This window comes from Bdellovibrio svalbardensis, from assembly GCF_029531655.1.
Lineage (GTDB): Bacteria > Bdellovibrionota > Bdellovibrionia > Bdellovibrionales > Bdellovibrionaceae > Bdellovibrio > Bdellovibrio svalbardensis.
This window is the reverse complement of record NZ_JANRMI010000002.1, coordinates 439890-457492: the sequence shown is the minus strand read 5'-3', so window position 1 is coordinate 457492 and position 17603 is coordinate 439890. Positions and strand designations below refer to the sequence as shown.

At 47.5% G+C, this 17603-nt stretch carries 9 protein-coding genes; 4 read left to right on the top strand and 5 right to left on the bottom strand.

Features of this window, described 5'->3' with window-relative positions; translation table 11 throughout:
- Positions 1-9: 9 nt before the first annotated feature.
- Together NWE73_RS07380 and NWE73_RS07375 are read right to left on the bottom strand one after the other, a co-directional pair.
- Positions 10-2307: a hypothetical protein gene (locus tag NWE73_RS07380; protein ID WP_277577658.1), complete on the bottom strand. Its 2298-nt coding sequence runs from the start codon at positions 2305-2307 to the stop codon at positions 10-12.
- Positions 2297-3655 (bottom strand): hypothetical protein, encoded by a 1359-nt coding sequence (locus NWE73_RS07375; RefSeq protein ID WP_277577657.1) that lies wholly within the window; start codon positions 3653-3655, stop codon positions 2297-2299. The genes NWE73_RS07380 and NWE73_RS07375 overlap by 11 nt, the downstream gene beginning before the upstream one ends.
- Positions 3656-3778: 123 nt before the next feature.
- Between NWE73_RS07375 and NWE73_RS07370 the strand changes: the two genes are divergently transcribed.
- The 4 genes from NWE73_RS07370 to NWE73_RS07355 all read left to right on the top strand — a co-directional run bounded on the left by NWE73_RS07370 (position 3779) and on the right by NWE73_RS07355 (position 8809).
- A complete protein-coding gene (locus tag NWE73_RS07370; RefSeq protein WP_277577656.1) occupies positions 3779-4819 on the top strand; it encodes a glycosyltransferase family 9 protein in 1041 nt (346 codons plus the stop codon).
- Complete coding sequence (locus NWE73_RS07365; protein ID WP_277577655.1) at positions 4816-6108, top strand: 3-deoxy-D-manno-octulosonic acid transferase; 1293 nt, start codon at positions 4816-4818, stop codon at positions 6106-6108. Before NWE73_RS07370 ends, NWE73_RS07365 begins: the two co-directional genes overlap by 4 nt.
- Before the next feature lie 145 nt (positions 6109-6253).
- Complete coding sequence (locus NWE73_RS07360) at positions 6254-6784, top strand: hypothetical protein (RefSeq protein ID WP_277577654.1); 531 nt, start codon at positions 6254-6256, stop codon at positions 6782-6784.
- A 21-nt stretch (positions 6785-6805) separates the two neighbouring features.
- Entirely contained in the window at positions 6806-8809 is a 2004-nt protein-coding gene (locus NWE73_RS07355) for a hypothetical protein (protein WP_277577653.1), read from the top strand.
- A 41-nt stretch (positions 8810-8850) separates the two neighbouring features.
- On the opposite strand, the gene NWE73_RS07350 is transcribed toward NWE73_RS07355, so the two are convergent.
- The 3 genes from NWE73_RS07350 to NWE73_RS07340 form a co-directional block, all read right to left on the bottom strand.
- Complete coding sequence (locus NWE73_RS07350) at positions 8851-9903, bottom strand: hypothetical protein (protein ID WP_277577652.1); 1053 nt, start codon at positions 9901-9903, stop codon at positions 8851-8853.
- 132 nt (positions 9904-10035) lie between these two features.
- On the bottom strand, positions 10036-17040 hold the full coding sequence (locus tag NWE73_RS07345; protein ID WP_277577651.1) for a tail fiber domain-containing protein: 7005 nt from the start codon (positions 17038-17040) through the stop codon (positions 10036-10038).
- A complete protein-coding gene (locus NWE73_RS07340; protein WP_277577650.1) occupies positions 17027-17572 on the bottom strand; it encodes a hypothetical protein in 546 nt (181 codons plus the stop codon). Before NWE73_RS07340 ends, NWE73_RS07345 begins: the two co-directional genes overlap by 14 nt.
- Positions 17573-17603: the final 31 nt, after the last annotated feature.

The following is a 17603-nucleotide window of genomic DNA, read 5'->3' as shown; positions in this document are numbered from 1 at the left end:
GACGATAGCTTAGTTTGGCACCTTGTTCAATTGCTCCTTCAAGGTTCCGAACAGTCTCAGGATATCTTTACGGGTCGCTTCATCGACAAAATGCTTCGTGACCTGGAAGCCCGTCAGGCCTCCCAGGCCCGGCATGCTGCCTTTGAATACTAAATAGGCAAATCCCTCTTCAATGATGAATTCATACTGCGTAGGGCTGACCGTCTTAAAGAAAGACATAAACCTTGGAGCAGCTGCGTAAACCTCATCCAAGGACAAAGTTTGGTTTCGATCCAGGTCGTAAGTTATCATAATCGACTCCACATAGTGAAGAATCGTCACCATCGTGCGGATATTGGCTGTTTCAATCAAACCAACTTTTTGATCCGGCATCACTGCAGAACTCTTCAAATAGTTGTAGAACTCGTCATAGTCCTTATCATTCAATCCTTTAACGAATTTCCCCATCCATGGCATATTGTCAAAATAGAATGAGAAGTTCGTTCTGAACTGCTTTTTAAAACAACTTTCTTTAAGATACGCATATCCAAAAATATCTTTTTGCGAAACTTCACAAGCGATCATGCCCTTCCGAATATCATCGCTGGATGACAGACCGGCGCTAAATAACAGACTCACAAATTCAAAAGTTTCACGTTGGTCCATCCATTGGTCACCATTGCCACTGAACGTGAAAAAGTTCGCTTCCAAGAAGCTACGCGAGCCAGAATTCCCTGAACGAGGATCGAAGGCTTTAATATCCAAACCAATTTCATTAAATTCCTCGTACCAGGCAATCAACCCAGCTTTGCTCATTCGCGCATCTGACAGCTTGCCCGCCGTGTTCTCTCCATAACCAAGCATCAACATGCGAGCAATTCCACGCATCAAGTTGGTTTTTGTCAGCGACTTCCAAGTCACTCCGTAACTTGAAGGATTGGTCGCCTCGATAATACGACCCTTCTCGTTGTAATTAACCAGAATCGGTGACTTCAGAATCTGACCGAAATCATCCCATGACTGATCCAAAGCCATCTGCTCCAAGGGATTGGACGTAATACCCTTTTCAATCACGAAGCTCTTGTTGAAGTCGTTATATCTTTCCAGCAGATCTTTTTGCGAAATCGTTTGGCTTTTTTCGTCCATCTTCGCCAAGTCGATAAAGCTTTGATCCATGCGCCAAATATTAAACTCGCGGCGCAAGGCTGCGATATGGGCCTTTTCCAATCCCGCAAACCCACGCGAATCCCCTTTACGATCCGGAGACAACATGCGCAGAAGAACAATGCGATAGATTTTCTTCAAAGAGCTTTCACGCAATTTAAAACTGAACTTAAAATACGGAGTCAATTGCTCGATCAACTGATCGAGATCTTCCGCAGGAATGACTCCGGCGCTTTTCATCTGCTGACAGTTTTCTATCAGATCCAATCCCTGACCAATGAACTGACTGAGCTGATGAATATCATTGGCATTGCCAAAATCCAAATTTTGAATGACGTAGCGATATTTCAGTGCCAGACCATAAAGATCAATGACCGTGTCCAAGCCCTCTTTCCATTGATAGAGCTTACTCATTTGAGCGCGACGGCCCACCAGGATGTTTTTAACGGACTCTACCAATGGCACCCATTCCTTGGCTTTTTCGTAGGGAGCAAAGGGCTCTGATCCTCTGAGGAACTCACCAAGACCTGAAAGCGCACGCTTGGCATCTTCAAATCCATAGTCAGAACCCGAGATCTGGGTTTTCTCAAGCAATCGCTGGAAAGAAAAACGCAGCTGCTCCGTCGCTGCAGAAACTTGATCCCAATTTGTTCCTTTGTCCTTCGCCTGGTTCAAAAGGACTTTCATATGCGGCGAAAGCTGAACCGCTTCGTCTCTGACAATGGCCAACAAATCCACCAGACGAACAATTTCATCCTTGGTGATATAACTTTCGCTGCCCCCTAAAAGAGCCTTTTTAATTTTCATGAGTTCGGCGGAGAACTCTGGAGAAACATTATTTTCCTTCAAGAAATACTTGGCAAAAAAGTTTCGAACTTCATCGACCGTATAGGCATTGGGAACTGATCCATAGGTTTTGTTTTTGAAATACAGCAAAGCATCACGCGCGCAATCAAAGCTGCCACGGATGTCTTTTTCTTTTGCCTCGCCAATCGAAAAATCTTTCAAATGCGTCGGCAGTTGCTTTAAACAAGACAATCTGTCGTTTGAAAAATTCAGAACTTCTGGTTCTGTTTTCTGGCCGTTGATAAAATCAGTACAGGCCGTCAAAGACAACGCGGAAATTCCCACTAAAACAAACTGCAGGGTTTTCTTAAAGAGCATAAGAAACCCCCAACATCATACGATCATTGTTCGCGAATTGAGCGATATCGTTGACATTCGACTTGCTGGTTGGCCCCGCCTTCAACACTTGAGCTTCGCCAAAGAAAGACCACAAACCAGAGAGGCGATAGCGCGTATTAATCCGGATCAACTGGAAGTCATTTTTATCAGAATGTGTGTAGCTGAGTTTACCAATAAGACGCTGGCCTTTGCCCATACCCAAATTGGTCATCAATGAAATCTGATTGGCCTGCTGGAAAGGATAAAGATTCGTCAACGGAGTGTTGGCCAGGTTCTCACCCACCTCTTTGATTTCACCGCCAAAGATATCCAAGCGCATCAGATTAACCGCCCAAAGACCGTTATCCCACTCCACAAATGGACTGACGAGAAGAGCATCTTCAAAAAGAGGCTGACTCCATTGCTCATCAAAGATTTTTTCTTTGCCCGGGCGATCCCACAGACCGCTCACGCCGACCTTCCAACGATTGATTTTATAGGTCATGTCAGCGCCCGTGAGTGAATGGAAGAATACCTGGGGCTGAAGCTCCACATTTCCTTTAAGCGTCGAAATATCCAAGCTCCCCTGATAGCCGATTGCCAACACATTATCAGGACCATAAAGATAGCTCAGCTGCGTCCTAAAACCCTGAGGGTCCCCAAAGGCAATCTTAGCTCCGTAAGAATTTTGCAAAACGATTTCTGAAGTGTTGGGTTGGTCAAAGCGATATTGCATTTTCGTCGCTTCATTCCAAATACGCACGCTTTGAGGCGGCTGATGGAACCATGGATTCCCTTTTGCAAAATCACCCTCTTCGATCTCGAAACTCGGCCCCTGACTGGGGATATACAATGGAGATCCGAACAGCACAAAAGTATAAAGAGGCTTGTCGATTTGCCAAAAGATTCCGGAAAGGCCCTGCTCTTCAGGAGCCAGCGGATTCCATTTAAATACCGGCTGCCAGACACCTAGATTCCAACGCGAATCGAGTTCATTCCACAGCAGCTTTTTACGACCAATATAGAAGGTTTCTGACGCGTTCTGATGGCTCTGATAATAAAATTCGCCGATGTTTAAATAGTTCATGAGAGGAGATCCCATGGCGACACCGCCAGCGATATCCATTCTTAGCGCATCCTCAGAAAAACTCTCGGTTTTGAGCTGGGCGCCTACAAACTGATAATTGGTCTTCTGAGTGGCCTCAAATTCGGGGCTAATAAAGGAATCTGAGAAGAGTTTCATCTCAGTACGGACTTGTGCTGATGCAAATAATGGCAATAGAAGTGTCAGAACACCCCCGAAAACTGCCAAAATTGTGGTCCCCACCGGGGATCGCTTGAAAGCCATCGGCCTCCCTATCTGGTCCCTATTCATCAAGGTTCATGCCCGTTGTGCCCTGTTTAAAGTCGCCCTCCCTTTCCAGATTTTAAACATGTGACCTTTTACGGCGCCCTTGCTAGGATCTTGGGGATGTTAAGCACCGCCAAAACTGCCAAAATTTTAATCATTCGCTTTTCTAGCTTCGGGGACGTGGTTCAGACCCTCAGCGTGCCCTCTGCCCTGGTGCAGACTTTCCCTGGCGCAGAAATTCATTGGATTACTCGTAAAGACATGGCGCCTTTACTCAAAAACCATCCGCATATAAAGCGTGTTTGGGAGTTTGATCGCAAAGCAGGTCTCTTGGGCTTGATGAAACTGACTCTGGCAATGCGTGCAGAAAATTTCACGCATATCTATGACGCCCACAACAACATGCGTTCACGCGTAATCGTTTGGATCCTTCGTCCTTTGGGTTTCTTGGGAATGGGGCCGACATTTATTCGCCGATCCATTCGTCGTTGGAAAAGACTTTTGCTGTTCAAATTTCGCATCAACACTTTTGAAATGCCCTTCTCTGGACAACGTGATCTTTTAGAACCATTGCAAGCCTGGGGAGTTTCAAAAATTGCACCTCCGGCACCACAGATATTCCCAAGCGATGAAAACACTCGCAAAGCCGCTGAAGTTTTAGGTGACTATGCAGGAAGTATTGCATTGGCTCCTTCGGCAGCATTCTTTTTGAAGCGTTGGCCCAAGCAGTACTGGATGGAACTGATTCAACTTCTTCCTGGGGAACGCTTTGTTCTGCTGGGTGGACCGGAAGATTCCTTCATCGAGGACATACATGCGGTTGCCCCAGATCGAGTTCTTAATTTAGCAGGCAAGTGCTCTCTTCAAGTGAGCTCCTCCGTAGTGGGACTTTCCAAGGCCATCGTGAGCAACGACACCGGTCTGCTTCATGTCGCTGAACAACTTGGCAAAAAAACTATCGCACTGATGGGACCGGCACCATTTGGTTTTCCATCGCGACCTTCGACAAAGATCATGGAATTGAATCTTTACTGCCGCCCTTGCAGCAAACATGGCCAGGGCCCTTGTGTGAATAAAGAAAAATATCAAAAATGTCTGGTCGACATCACACCAGCTCAAGTTGCTGAACAATTGCGCCTTCTTTTGGGAGATCGCCCGTGAGTTTGTTAGTTTTTTGGCTTTATAAATACACCTTGGTTCCTCTTGCTTATTTTCTGCTGCAACTTCTTCGTCCCTTCATGGGCGGAAAAATACGCGAAATGATCGAAGATAAAAACCAAGGCTTTTATAAAATCAAAAAACCTGGCTCTGAAGCTGACGTCGCTTTGGCCCGCCCTCTGTGGATTCATGCTGCCAGTGGAGAAATTGAGTACGCCCGCCCGGTGATTCGCGAATATAAAAAGCAACATCCTAACGTGCCGATCATTGTGACCTACTCATCACCCTCTGCGAAAAAAATCCTGGAAGGTTTGCATGACGTCGACGTTTGGGCTGCTTTGCCGTGGGATTTGGACTTCCTGCTGAATAGCTTTATTGCAAAATGGAATCCTCGTGCGATTCTCTACTCCAGAACAGACGTGTGGCCGGTCTTGGCAAAGGTCGTCGCCAAGAAGAACATTCCAAGCTGCCTGTTCTCAGCAACCTTTGCAGACAACTCCTCCCGCCTCAAAGGTCTGACGAAATATCTTACCAAGTACTCTTTAAATCACATCGATGAAATTCACTGCGTTTCTGAAGAAGATCGTAAAAATTTGGAATATCTAGGTTTGCATACGAAGATTTTTGTCAGCGGAGACACCCGTTTTGATCAAGTCTTTCATCGCCTTGAAAATCCAAAACCTCTCAAAAACGAGTTGATCCCCACTCCTGATGAATTTGTTTTTATCGCAGGTTCAACTTGGCCTGAAGACGAAAACATTATTATCCCGGCGCTGGCAAAGCTTAAACGCAATGCTATGAAAGCTATTATTGCTCCCCATGAAACGACACCGGCACATTTGGAAAAACTCGAAAAACAAATGAGCGATGCGGGACTTCCCTTTGTGCGATATTCGAAGACCAGCGAGTGGCCGACTGGAAGTATTCTATTGGTAGATCAAGTGGGGATCTTGGCGGAATTATACACTTGGTCTGACATGGCCTTCATTGGCGGTTCATTCAAAAAACAAGTTCATTCGGTCATGGAGGCTTTGGCGGCAGGATTGCCGGTCATGGTGGGCCCCTTCCATCAGAACAACCGTGAAGCTTTGCTTTATCAAAAAAAGAACTTCTCTTCCGGGATGATTGTCCAGGTTGTTCATTCTGCCGAAGATGTGATGGTCCTGATCGATCGCATGCGCAAAAAATCAGACCAGTTGCCTCATATCAAAGAGGAAATTCGTTCTGAGATCGGCAAAAACAAAAACAGCACCTTACGGGTTCTGTCCTCATTGGCCGAACTTTCCAATTAAATTAACGATGATTTTTTCAATGGAGCTATACCGAACCTAGGCCCAGAATTCGAAATATACTCATGAGATTGTTAACAGCCAGTAAATAAACAAACACAATATAGTGAGCGGCATTCAGATTGGCCGTCAACTGTTTGAGGAGTTTATGAAACGAAAACTGTTCCAGAGTTTTTCAGTTGGTTGCTTAGTCGGCTTTGGCATCAGCAAAATCATCCCGCTCATGACCCCGGACTCCAAATCTCACACGCCCCCTACCGTCTCTGAGAATTCGCCTTCTCCAAATGAAAAGATCATCTATCAATGCCCGGAAGATCCTGCTGATAAAACTCCGAGTACGCCTGAATATGTCGACAATCTTCCACCAGTACTTCAGACCAACCATGAAGGTGAAGTTCGCGTTGCGTGGAAACAAGTTCCCCATGCCGAACAATATCAAGTTTTCATCAAAGATCTCAGCGGCAAAAAGGTTCGCACGTGGAAGACCTCCAAGACTGCTTTGTATCTCAAGGAACTTCCCTTCCAAGACAGTCTTGAGTTCACTCCTTACAAAGTCACAGTGATTGCGCTCAACCGCAAGGGACTCGCAAGCAGTGAGTCCGCACAGCATGATTTGAAAGTTCGTCGCTTGAACGGCGTCGTGGCGCCGTCAATTCGCTCTATTGTTATTGAGGATTGATTTATTTTGAAAAACAGCATGATGAGATTCACATTATTGTGTGCTCTTTCCATCGCCGCCCTTGCGGCTTCAAATGCTTTTGCCCAACCTATGGATATCAATGCTTCGGAAGCTCTGAAGGCGAAGCCGGTCACAAATAAAAATGAACTTCCTGTGACGGAAGACTCTGAATCAAAAGAGTCTTTCGCAGGAATTAAAATTGAAGACGTCGATTCTCAAAAAGACGTCCCGGCTCGAACAGTCCGTATTTCTTTGAACTCCGTGACTGCGGCCGCAGGTTATGAAATTGAGGTCATTCCCACCAAGAAAATTTGGTCGGAACCTTGGAAGTTCAAACTGAATGCGGAGTCAACGATCCTACGACTTCGCTTGAGTCCAGGCCGCTATGCCGTTCGCACTCGTTCCCTCGCGGCCGCGAACAGCAAAGGTCGTTGGAGCAAAACCCACTTTTTCTGGGTCGGCTATCGTCCCATTGCTCGCGCTTACCCCGACAACAACATGGAGATAGAACCTAAAGGTGCCGTTGACGAAACTATCTTCTTCCAGTGGCCAGCGGTTCCAGGCGCACAGTGGTACTTCTTCCAACTGAAAGATGCTCAAGGATCCCCACTCCGTTATGTCTTAACCAAAGAAACTTATCTGAAGTCGACCCTTAAGGTCAGTTCAAATTATTCTTGGAGTACGACTCCTCTGAAAAACCGCAACGACTATGTCCGCTTGCTCCAGGCAGGCCTGCCGAAGTATTTCTCTCCGTTCGCAATTCTGGGGGCCAATGAGAAGGGCCGCGGTACTCTGGTCAAAGTAGAGCCGATTAAACACGCTAAGAAGTACGAGTTTGAAGTCGTCTCTGTAAACGTCGATGACACGGAAGAGGCGGCCCCTGCTTATTTCCAGTCCTTCGAGCCTGAGTTCCGCTTTCGCCTAACCCCTGGCGAATACGAAATGCGTGTTCGTGGCTTGAACGACAACAATAGCAGCACCGAATGGAGTGCTCCTTCGCGCTTCTTCGTAAAACGCTTTTTGCCAACTCCCTTGAGCCCTGCCGATGATCAAACGGTTGAAGCCCTGGACGATCTAAAATCTAAGGTCATGTTGAAGTGGAAAGCCGATCCCAAGGCCACCTTCTATCGAGTCTATATCTATGATGGAGATAAAAAACTCATTCGGACTGAAGAAACAAACGAGGCATTCAAAGTCGTAGAACTTCCTGACAGCAAAAATTACTTTTGGACTGCAAAGGCCTTTTCAAAAAATGAGCCTCAGGATCCGCCATCTGCTTCGGAAGCCACAGGAAAGTTCCGCATTAATCAGTACGTCAAATTAGATATGAACTCTGCCGAAGAGTCCTCTCAATTTTATGGCTGGTATCGCCAGATTTCTTCAGTTGAAAACTACACAGGTTATAATTACGACAACAATGCGATCGTCACACAAAAACTTTTTGGTGGTGAGTCTGAATTGGCATTGGGATATTGGGGACGTAAATCTCGCATTGGAATTTTAGCTCATGGCTCTTTGGCCGGCTTTCAGTTCCGCAGCAACAACTACTTCTATTCAAAAATGGGTCTGCATGTCGGCTACCGACATCTCTTAGGTAACGGCGACCGAATGCGTTTTTGGCTGGGTTATTCGATCAATGAAAATCCTGAGATCCTCACCTACCCCTACACAACGGAAGTGGTCTTCTCAAAAATCAAAAATGCGGGTCCGCAACTTCAATTTGCGTATTTAAAAAGTTTTACGGATAAATGGGGCGGTCAAGTTTCAACTTCGATCTATCGCAGCCAAACAAGCCTTGAAACTCCCAATGGCTTGGATCAACAACCAACCAACTCTTACCGCCTGAGTGTCCTGGCGTCCTATGCCCTTTCACAAAAATGGAGAACATCATTCGGTTATACTTATCAGCTTGATCAGTTCAGCTACAGCACCACCGATGCGATTAACATTCCCAATACAGGTAAAATCGAAGGGCATTATTTAAGTCTGATGTTCGACGTCGCCCTTCAAGATAAAATGAAATAGATTATTGATAGTCGATACGAATGTATCCCGGTTTTGCAAACTTAAGGATAAGAAATAATAACCTGGCCCGCATAGCCGGCCCCATTTAAAACAGAGTTGCCATCGCCAACGGTTCCAGCCGGAGGATTGGCTGCCTGGCCACCTGTCGCATTCGTTGTACCATTAGAGCCTGCAGTTGTCGTAGTTCCAACACAGGCTCCACCTCCTCCGCCACCAGCCTTATCATTTGCACCACCGGCGCCGCCCGCATTGCCACAACCGCCGCCACCATAACCACCATTTCCAGCTCCAGCGGACTGACCACCGCCGCCACCACCGCCGCCACCAGCAATGACATGAGTCACAGATCCAGTATTTTGAGTCACAACAGTTGAACCGCCTCCGCCACCGCCACCAGAAGCTCCAGCTGCAGCACCACCGCCGCCGCCGCCGCCATATTTACCAGCGCCTCCAGATGTTCCAGTTCCGTTGGGTGTTCCGCCACCACCACCGGCTCCAGCGCCACCTCCTGCGCTAGCCGCAGCTGTGGTACCTCCCGCACCACCACTGCTACCTCCGGCACCACCAGCCCCCGCGGAAGCGGAACCACCACCGCCTCCTTGACCAATTGTGATGGTGAAAGTTTCACCTGGCGTTAAACCAGTCAGCGCTTTAGTTGCATAGCCACCGCCGCCGCCAGCACCAGTTTTAGTCGAGCCGCCACCGCCGCCACCGCCGCCGCCCCAAGCTTCGATGGTAATTGTCGTGCAGTTTGCAGGAACAGCCCACGTTGTAGTATTCGCAGATATTGTTTGAGAGCCAGGAGTGCACGACCCACAAACACCGATGGTGGCAACACCCGCTCCCACATTGGTGTAGAAGGCTGTCCAATCTGCATCAGTTCCAGTGGGTACAAGTAAGGAATTGGTACCACTGATATTGGTAACGCGCTTACAAGTTGCACAACTTCCCGTGCCACCTGGGGTGATATCTGTAGACGTCCCAGCAGCAAGACTGGTCCCATTTGGATAGGTCGCACAATTCACAGCGTGAACTGATGAATGAACTGCCAGCACACATACAACCAACCCCAAACCAGTTCTTGATAACAACATTTTAACCCCTTCACAGGCTACAAAAGACCCGAGCATTTCTCATTTCAATTTTATGATTGTCTATGAGAAAGTGTCTCGATTTTTTTAGAAAAAACCCAGACGTTCATCTTGCTCGCATGATAGGCATGACTCTTACTTCGCTTTGGCTTTTAAATACTGACGAATCTCTTTCATCTGCTCTAGCATCTCTTGATTTTGCTTTTCTAGATTTTCCACTCGGCCTTTTAAAGACTGAATCTCACGCTGCTGTTTAACGTTTATCGCATAAAGCTCTTTGGTCGATTCAATTAGTGGAGCCACGATATTACCGTATTTAACGGATTTCTTTCCTGTGTCTGGATCTGTGTGCACCAGATCAGGCATTACTTTTTCCACTTCTTGCGCAATCAAACCAATTTCAGGCTGATCATCTTTGATCCATTTAAATCGAACTCCACGCATCGAGAGAATATTCTCGAGACCTCTGATCTGATGAATGTCATGCTTCAATCGTCTGTCTGAAGTATAATAAAATGCGGTAGCCCCAACGGTTCCAGAAACATCCAATTTATAACCTGGCGACGCGGTACCAACACCGACATTACCACCACTCACAACCAATTGAGTCGTTCCCACAACCAAACCGTTCGAAGCTAAGTTCAAAGTGCCCGTCATCGTATCACCAGCTTTGTTAACTGGAGTATAACCCAAAGCCGCCTGAGCATCCGTAATACCATATCCCGCAAGTGTTGTCGGCTTGCCTGTCACTGATGACCATGCCGGAGTCACTGTTACGTTAGATGCTGCCGTTAAACGACCTTGCGCATCCACCGTGAAAGTTCCCACTTGAGTTGCAGAACCATAAGAAGCTGCTGTCACTGCTGTGTTCGCCAAAGAAATTGTACCTGAACCCGTGATTGGACCCCCGCTCAATCCAGTACCTGTTGCAACACTTGTCACAGTTCCACTTGTCGCCGGAGCTTGACATGCCCAACCTGAAACTGTCCAAGTTGCAACATGCCCCGCAGTACCACAAGCAAAGTCGAAGAACTTGCCTGTGCTGTCTTTGATCGCGATCGCCGAAGTTCCCGCATTAACGCCTGTATAGTTCATATCCGCACCTAAAATGGTGCCATCCAAGATCTTACCAGTTGTCACCGCATTCGCTGCGATCGTCGCAGCCACAGAGCCCGGGCCCGTCGCAGTCACATCACCTGTTAAAGCAGTCACATAGTTGCCAGCAGCTTGCTTCGCAGCAAAAGAATCGTAATCTGTTTTACTTAAAAGACCCGCAGTCGTTCCCGCAGAAGAGGCCATTGGAATATTCAATGTGTGCACATTTCCTGCTGATGACCAAGCTGGTGCCGTACCAGCAGTTCCTGGCGTCGCCAAAGTCTGTGTTGAGCCCGTTTCACCATTAAATGAGGTCAGTCCCGCACCAGACACTCCAAGAGCAACTGCTGCTGAGCCGTTCCAATATTTTATTTCATTTGTATCTGTGCGATACCACACTTTACCTTTATCACCAGCAACAAGCCCGCCTGGATCTGCACCAACTCCGTTAAGACCTAATAGACCCGACATCACATCGCCAGCTTTGTTGAGTGGCGTATAACCAAGAGCCGTCGTCACATCACCAGAAGCGATATTCGCCCCTACAGTCACGCGACCTTTTGCATCAACAGTCACTTTAGAGTAAGTGCCAGCAGTCACACCACTAGATGCTAAAGTCAAAGCGCCGGCATTTGATAAAGTCGCGTCGCCTGACATCGTCTGTGCTGTCGCGACGTTCGAACCATTACCCACTAAGATTTTTCCAGATGCCAAAGTTGTTGATTGAGCATCGGTAATTCCATAGCCACCAAGGGTTGTTGGTGTCGAAGTAATTGAAGACCACGCCGGAGTCACAGTCACATTGGCTGCTGCAGTTAAACGACCTTGAGCATCTACAGTGAAGGTTCCCACTTGAGTTGCAGAACCATAAGAAGCTGCCGTCACTGCTGTATTCGCAAGTGAAATTGTGCCTGAACCTGTGATAGGCCCACCACTTAAGCCAGTACCTGTCGCAACACTTGTCACAGTTCCGCTAGTCGCTGGAGCTTGACACGCCCAACCCGTCACTGTCCAAGTTGCAACATGACCAGTTGTACCGCAGGCGAAGTCAAAAAATTTACCTGTGCTGTCTTTGATCGCAATTGCTGACGTTGCTGTATTCACGCCTGTGTAATTCATATCAGCACCCAAAATAGTGCCATCTAAAATTTTACCAGTTGTAACAGCATTCGCTGCGATCGTCGCAGCCACGGAACCTGGGCCCGTCGCAGTCACATCACCTGTTAAAGCAGTCACATAGTTACCTGCAGCTTGTTTACCCGCGAAAGAATCATAATCTGTTTTACTTAAAAGTCCCGCAGTCGTTCCCGCAGAAGAGGCCATTGGAATATTCAATGTGTGTACATTTCCTGCTGACGACCAAGCCGGTGCTGTGCCAGCAGTTCCTGGTGTCGCCAAAGTTTGTGTTGAACCCGTTTCACCATTAAAGGATGTCAGACCTGCGCCAGACACACCAAGTGCCATCGCCGCCGAACCATCCCAATATTTCACCTGATTAGTTGTTGTATTGAACCAAGTTTTACCTTTATCACCAGCCGCATAGCCAGAAATCAAAGTCGCTTCGGTTGCATTCGTATAGTTACCTAGCCCAATACTGCCAGTCATTACATCGCCCGCTTTATTGAGCGGAGTATAACCAAGAGCCGTCGTCACATCACCAGACGCAATGTTCGCGCCCACCGTAACACGGCCTTTTGCATCGACTGTCACTTTAGAATAAGTTCCTGCAGTCACTCCACTAGAGGCTAAAGTCAAAGTACCGGCATTTGACAAAGTCGCATCGCCAGAGACAGTCTGTTCTGCCGCAACATTTGAACCGTTACCGATAAGGACTTTCCCATTCGTCAAAGTTGAAGACTGAGCATCAGTGATGCCATAACCCGCTAGCGTTGTTGGCTTTCCAGTGATCGAAGACCAAGCTGGGGTCACTGTCACATTTGAAGCCGCCGTCAATCGACCTTGAGCATCCACTGTGAATGTTCCCACTTGAGTTGCAGAACCATAAGAGGCTGCAGTAACAGCCGTGTTCGCTAATGAAATCGTTCCTGAGCCCGTGATAGGACCGCCACTTAAACCGGTACCCGTCGCAACACTTGTCACAGTTCCGCTAGTCGCCGGAGCTTGACATGCCCAACCAGTCACTGTCCAAGTCGCAACCTGGCCAGTTGTACCGCAAGCAAAGTCAAAGAACTTACCCGTGCTGTCTTTGATCGCAATTGCTGATGTTGCTGTGTTAACTCCCGTGTAGTTCATATCGGCACCCAAAATAGTGCCATCTAGGATTTTACCAGTTGTTACTGCATTTGCCGCAATTGACGCCGTCGCAGAGCCAGGACCTGACGCCGTAACATCACCAACCAAATCAGTGACATAATTTCCGGCAGGTTGTTTCGCCACAAAAGAATCATAATCTGTTTTACTTAAAAGACCCGCAGTCGTTCCTGCAGAAGAAGCCATTGGAATATTCAATGTGTGTGTATTTGAAGCCGATGACCAGGCTGGCGAAGTTCCCGCAGTTCCAATTGCTAAAGTTTGCGTAGAACCTGTTTGACCACCCAACGATGTCAATCCTGCTCCAGAAATTCCCAACGACTGCGCCGCAGAACCATCCCAATATTTTACCTGATTAGTTGTTGTATTGAACCAAGTCTTACCTTTATCACCAGCTGCATAGCCAGAAATCAAAGTTGCTTCGGTTGCATTCGTAAAGTTTCCTAAACCAATACTTCCAGTCATGACATCGCCCGCTTTATTGAGCGGCGTATAACCAAGAGCTGTCGTCACATCACCAGAAGAAATATTCGCACCCACTGTAACGCGACCTTTGGCATCAACTGTTACTTTTGAATAAGTACCCGCAGTTACACCACTTGACGCTAAAGTCAATGCTCCAGCATTTGATAGCGTCGCATCGCCTGACATCGTCTGCGCTGTCGCTACGTTCGAACCGTCACCCACTAAGATTTTTCCAGAAGCCAATGTTGTCGACACAGCATCTGTAATTCCATAACCACCAAGAGTTGTTGGCGTCGAAGTAATTGAAGACCAAGCCGGAGTCACTGTGACATTCGAAGCCGCAGTCAAACGACCTTGAGCATCAACAGTGAATGCACCCACCTGAGTTGCAGATCCATATGAAGCCGCAGTCACCGCTGTATTCGCCAAAGAGATAGTCCCAGTGCTCGTAATCGGCCCACCACTCAAGCCAGTCCCGGTAGCAACACTTGTTACGCCCGTTGGCGCCGGCGCCTGACACGCCCATCCCGAGGCAGTCCAAGTCGCAACATGACCGGCCGTTCCGCAGGCGAAGTTAAAGAACTTACCCGTTGAATCCACCACCGCAAGCCCAGAGGTAGCTGTATTCACACCAGTAAAATTCATATCCGCACCCAAAATTGTGCCGTCTGAAATTTTACCAGTTGTCACTGCATTCGCAGCAATCGTCGCTGCCGCAGAACCAGGACCCGAAGCGGTCACATCGCCCGTCAGGTCCGTCAAATAGTTACCCGAAGCGCTCACGACCACCGCAGCAGATCCATCCCAGTATTTAATTTGATTGGTTGTCGAGTTAAACCAAGTTTTACCTTTATCAGCAGCTGTCAATCCCGCTGGATCCGCAGCATTGTTCGAAAGATGCAAAGACTTATTTGCCGCCATGGTCATATAACCTAGATTGGTCACATTGTTACCACTCATATCAATCGCACCACTCATCGTCCCACCAGCGAGTGGTAAAGCATCCGTGATGCCATAACCTGCAAGTGTGGAAGGATTAGTTCCCGCAGTCACACGACCTTTGGTATCAACAGTCACTGACTTATAGGTGCCCGCGCCAACACCAGTTGCAGAAAGCTCCGTACTCGTGATGCCGCCTGCTTTAAGGTGTAAATTATTGCTATTCAAATCAAACTGGGCAGAGTCATATTGCAAATCCAAAACAGGATTCGAAGCGGTACCATTATTTTTCAAAGGATAGTTAGCAGTCAAAGAAGCCACATTGCCGCCAGATCCCACATCCGTCGCACAAGTCCAAGCGGCACCATCGAAAGTTAAATACTGACTGGCCGTACAAGTCGGCAAAGAAGTGATATTGATTTTATCACCAGCCTGGTTGTACCAAAGAATTTTGTTACTAGTCGCCAAAGTTCCATTGAAAGCTTTACCGCCAAGACCGCCGACTGTCGCTACACCAGCATTCGTCAAGCTCACATCTCCAGACATAGAGACTGCTGTCGCAACATTACCAGCGCTACCGACAAAGATCTGCGCACTATTTAATGCATTCGCTAAAGGAGTGTATCCCAACGCGCCCGTGACTTGGCCCGAAGTGATCGAATAAGCCTGACAGCTCATCGTATCGCTCGCTGAAAGATAAGTCAGCGATTGACCGGCAGGACAAGCCCCCGAAGCGGTCATGAAATTTCCAGCAACACTGGAAGCAATATCAACAATATTAAGATTTCTAAAGCCAGGAGCTCCACTTGATCCTTGCGGAGCTGCGAAAACGGTCTTCGCTGTTTGTGAGTTGAACCCCAAAGTCACGGTGCCCGAGCTGGTCACTGGACCGCCGCTTGTGGACATATAAGCCGGTACCGCAACATCCACACTGGTCACTGTTCCACCCGTACCCACGGCATTAATCGTGATGGAATTCGCGCCATGAGAAATGCTCACACCACTGCCTGCAGTGATTGTTTTGTACTCTGCCGCCGTGCCCGCGTTGTTCACGCCTAGAACTTGATTTGCAGTTCCCAGTGATGACAAGCCCGTACCACCACGTGATGCAGGCAAAACACCCGAAGAAATTTGAGTCGCAGTTAAGCCAGTAAGTTGGGAGCCATCAACAGCTGGCAATTTCGCGGAGCCGTCCAACTGTACAATTTTATTTGCAGTGGTACCAGCATCTACAGCCAATGTCCCGCTTGACGTCACGGTTCCACCCGTCAAGCCAGCGCCTGCTGTGACCGATGTCACCGTACCAACGGACTGGATGGATGAGCCATTCCAAAACTTAAGGTTGTTCCCCGTACTGTTATACCAGATTGTTCCAGCGGCACCCGCTGCCGCACCTGTTAAATAAGTATTTAACGTCGTCTCTTGTGCATTCGTATATTTCCCAACTTGCAAACTGCCAGCGACAAAAGCATTACCGCTGAAGTATGCATTTTGCGAAGCATCCAGGCGGAAAGCTTCGGTTGTCCCTGTATAGAACTTCAAGGTATTGCTGCCTTCAGCACTTTCAATGCGCGCACGTTGAGTCGCATTGCCACTATAGAAGTCAAGAGCGGGAATGCCGCCCGAAGCTGCGTTCGACTGTAGTCGAATGCTTGGATTGTCTTTTTTAATTTCAAGGTCAGCATTTGGATTCGCTATACCAATTCCGATTTTTCCAGAAGACGTCACGATATTAGCAGAGGTGGAAATATTACCTGAGTAAGAATTGGTACCGTCCACACGCGCATAAAGACTGTCATGGTTATGATAGGCGCTTGCATCCGCACCTGAAGTCATAGACTGCAAAGCTGCTTGCGTCACCGTCCCTGACACTTGAATGAATTTATCTGCCGTCAAACCCTGCAATGATTCCGAATTCAATGCAAATGGAGAAGCTCCCAATGTCTGCATCCCGCCAATTGGGTCGCCGTTCACTAAAACTTCAATGCGTCGCCAGTCATTGGCAGCAGGCACATACACGGCCATACATGAATTGTTCAAACTCACCGAAGCTAAATTATTAAAAATTGACGAAAAAGAATTGCTCGGACCGGTCGAATTGGAGGCCACACCAAGAAGAGTTGAGAACACACCATAAGTATTTGGTGTGATAAATTGAGTCTCTTCATAGATATAGCAAGTGCCCGTGGGAGGATAAATACGGAAGGCTACAGAAACGCCATAGTTAATCGGGTGTCCCGTAGTATCAGTCAATCTTCCCTGAAAAGGCAATAACGATGGCACTGAAGTTGATGCAAAGGAGGCCTGCCCCAATAGAAATACCACTGACAGACTTAAAAAAGATGCAATAGACTTCTTATGGAGATCCATACACCACCCCAACAACATTGCTATTCAAATTAAAGTCTGCATTCACAAGAGTCTTTCCTTGAATGGAAGAGCTCATTGTAAACTGCAAAGCCTTTGAACCTTCATCCGATGAGAGTCCTGCTGTAACAGTTTGAAAAGCTGGAGACGTTGGTGGCAACACCAAACGAACCGTCGCTTGAGATGAAGATGTTCTACCTTTTTTTGTGAGAGCTCGGGCAAAGACTGTTTTTGACTTGGCAATCGTCAGACCAATTTTGAAGGTGCCATTGAGGCAGCCGTCAGGAATCTTGATCCACTCTTGTTCATCAAACGAGTACTCCAAACCAAAAGATTTGGTGTCGCATTCGCCGTTAAGCTCAAATGTAACAGAAGGAGTTGTATAGTTCTGAGTAGTGAGTCCTGAGAAAGTCGGAGGACTTGTTTTAATCAGATCTTCACTAATCGGGTTTTCCGAAGGCGCGCAGGCACTCACAGCACACACCGTGAATGAACTTAACAATATAAGTTTTGACCTCGCTACCATTTGATTCACTTACACATCCTTAATTAGCCACATATCTCTT

Bases quoted from the DNA above. Each gene is read 5' to 3' on its own strand.
- NWE73_RS07345 (WP_277577651.1), bottom strand. From the start codon at position 17,040: ATGGATCTCCATAAGAAGTCTATTGCATCTTTTTTAAGTCTGTCAGTG.
- NWE73_RS07350 (WP_277577652.1), bottom strand. From the start codon at position 9,903: ATGTTGTTATCAAGAACTGGTTTGGGGTTGGTTGTATGTGTGCTGGCA.
- NWE73_RS07355 (WP_277577653.1), top strand. From the start codon at position 6,806: ATGAGATTCACATTATTGTGTGCTCTTTCCATCGCCGCCCTTGCGGCT.
- NWE73_RS07375 (WP_277577657.1), bottom strand. From the start codon at position 3,655: ATGGCTTTCAAGCGATCCCCGGTGGGGACCACAATTTTGGCAGTTTTC.
- NWE73_RS07380 (WP_277577658.1), bottom strand. From the start codon at position 2,307: ATGCTCTTTAAGAAAACCCTGCAGTTTGTTTTAGTGGGAATTTCCGCG.
- NWE73_RS07360 (WP_277577654.1), top strand. From the start codon at position 6,254: ATGAAACGAAAACTGTTCCAGAGTTTTTCAGTTGGTTGCTTAGTCGGC.
- NWE73_RS07370 (WP_277577656.1), top strand. From the start codon at position 3,779: ATGTTAAGCACCGCCAAAACTGCCAAAATTTTAATCATTCGCTTTTCT.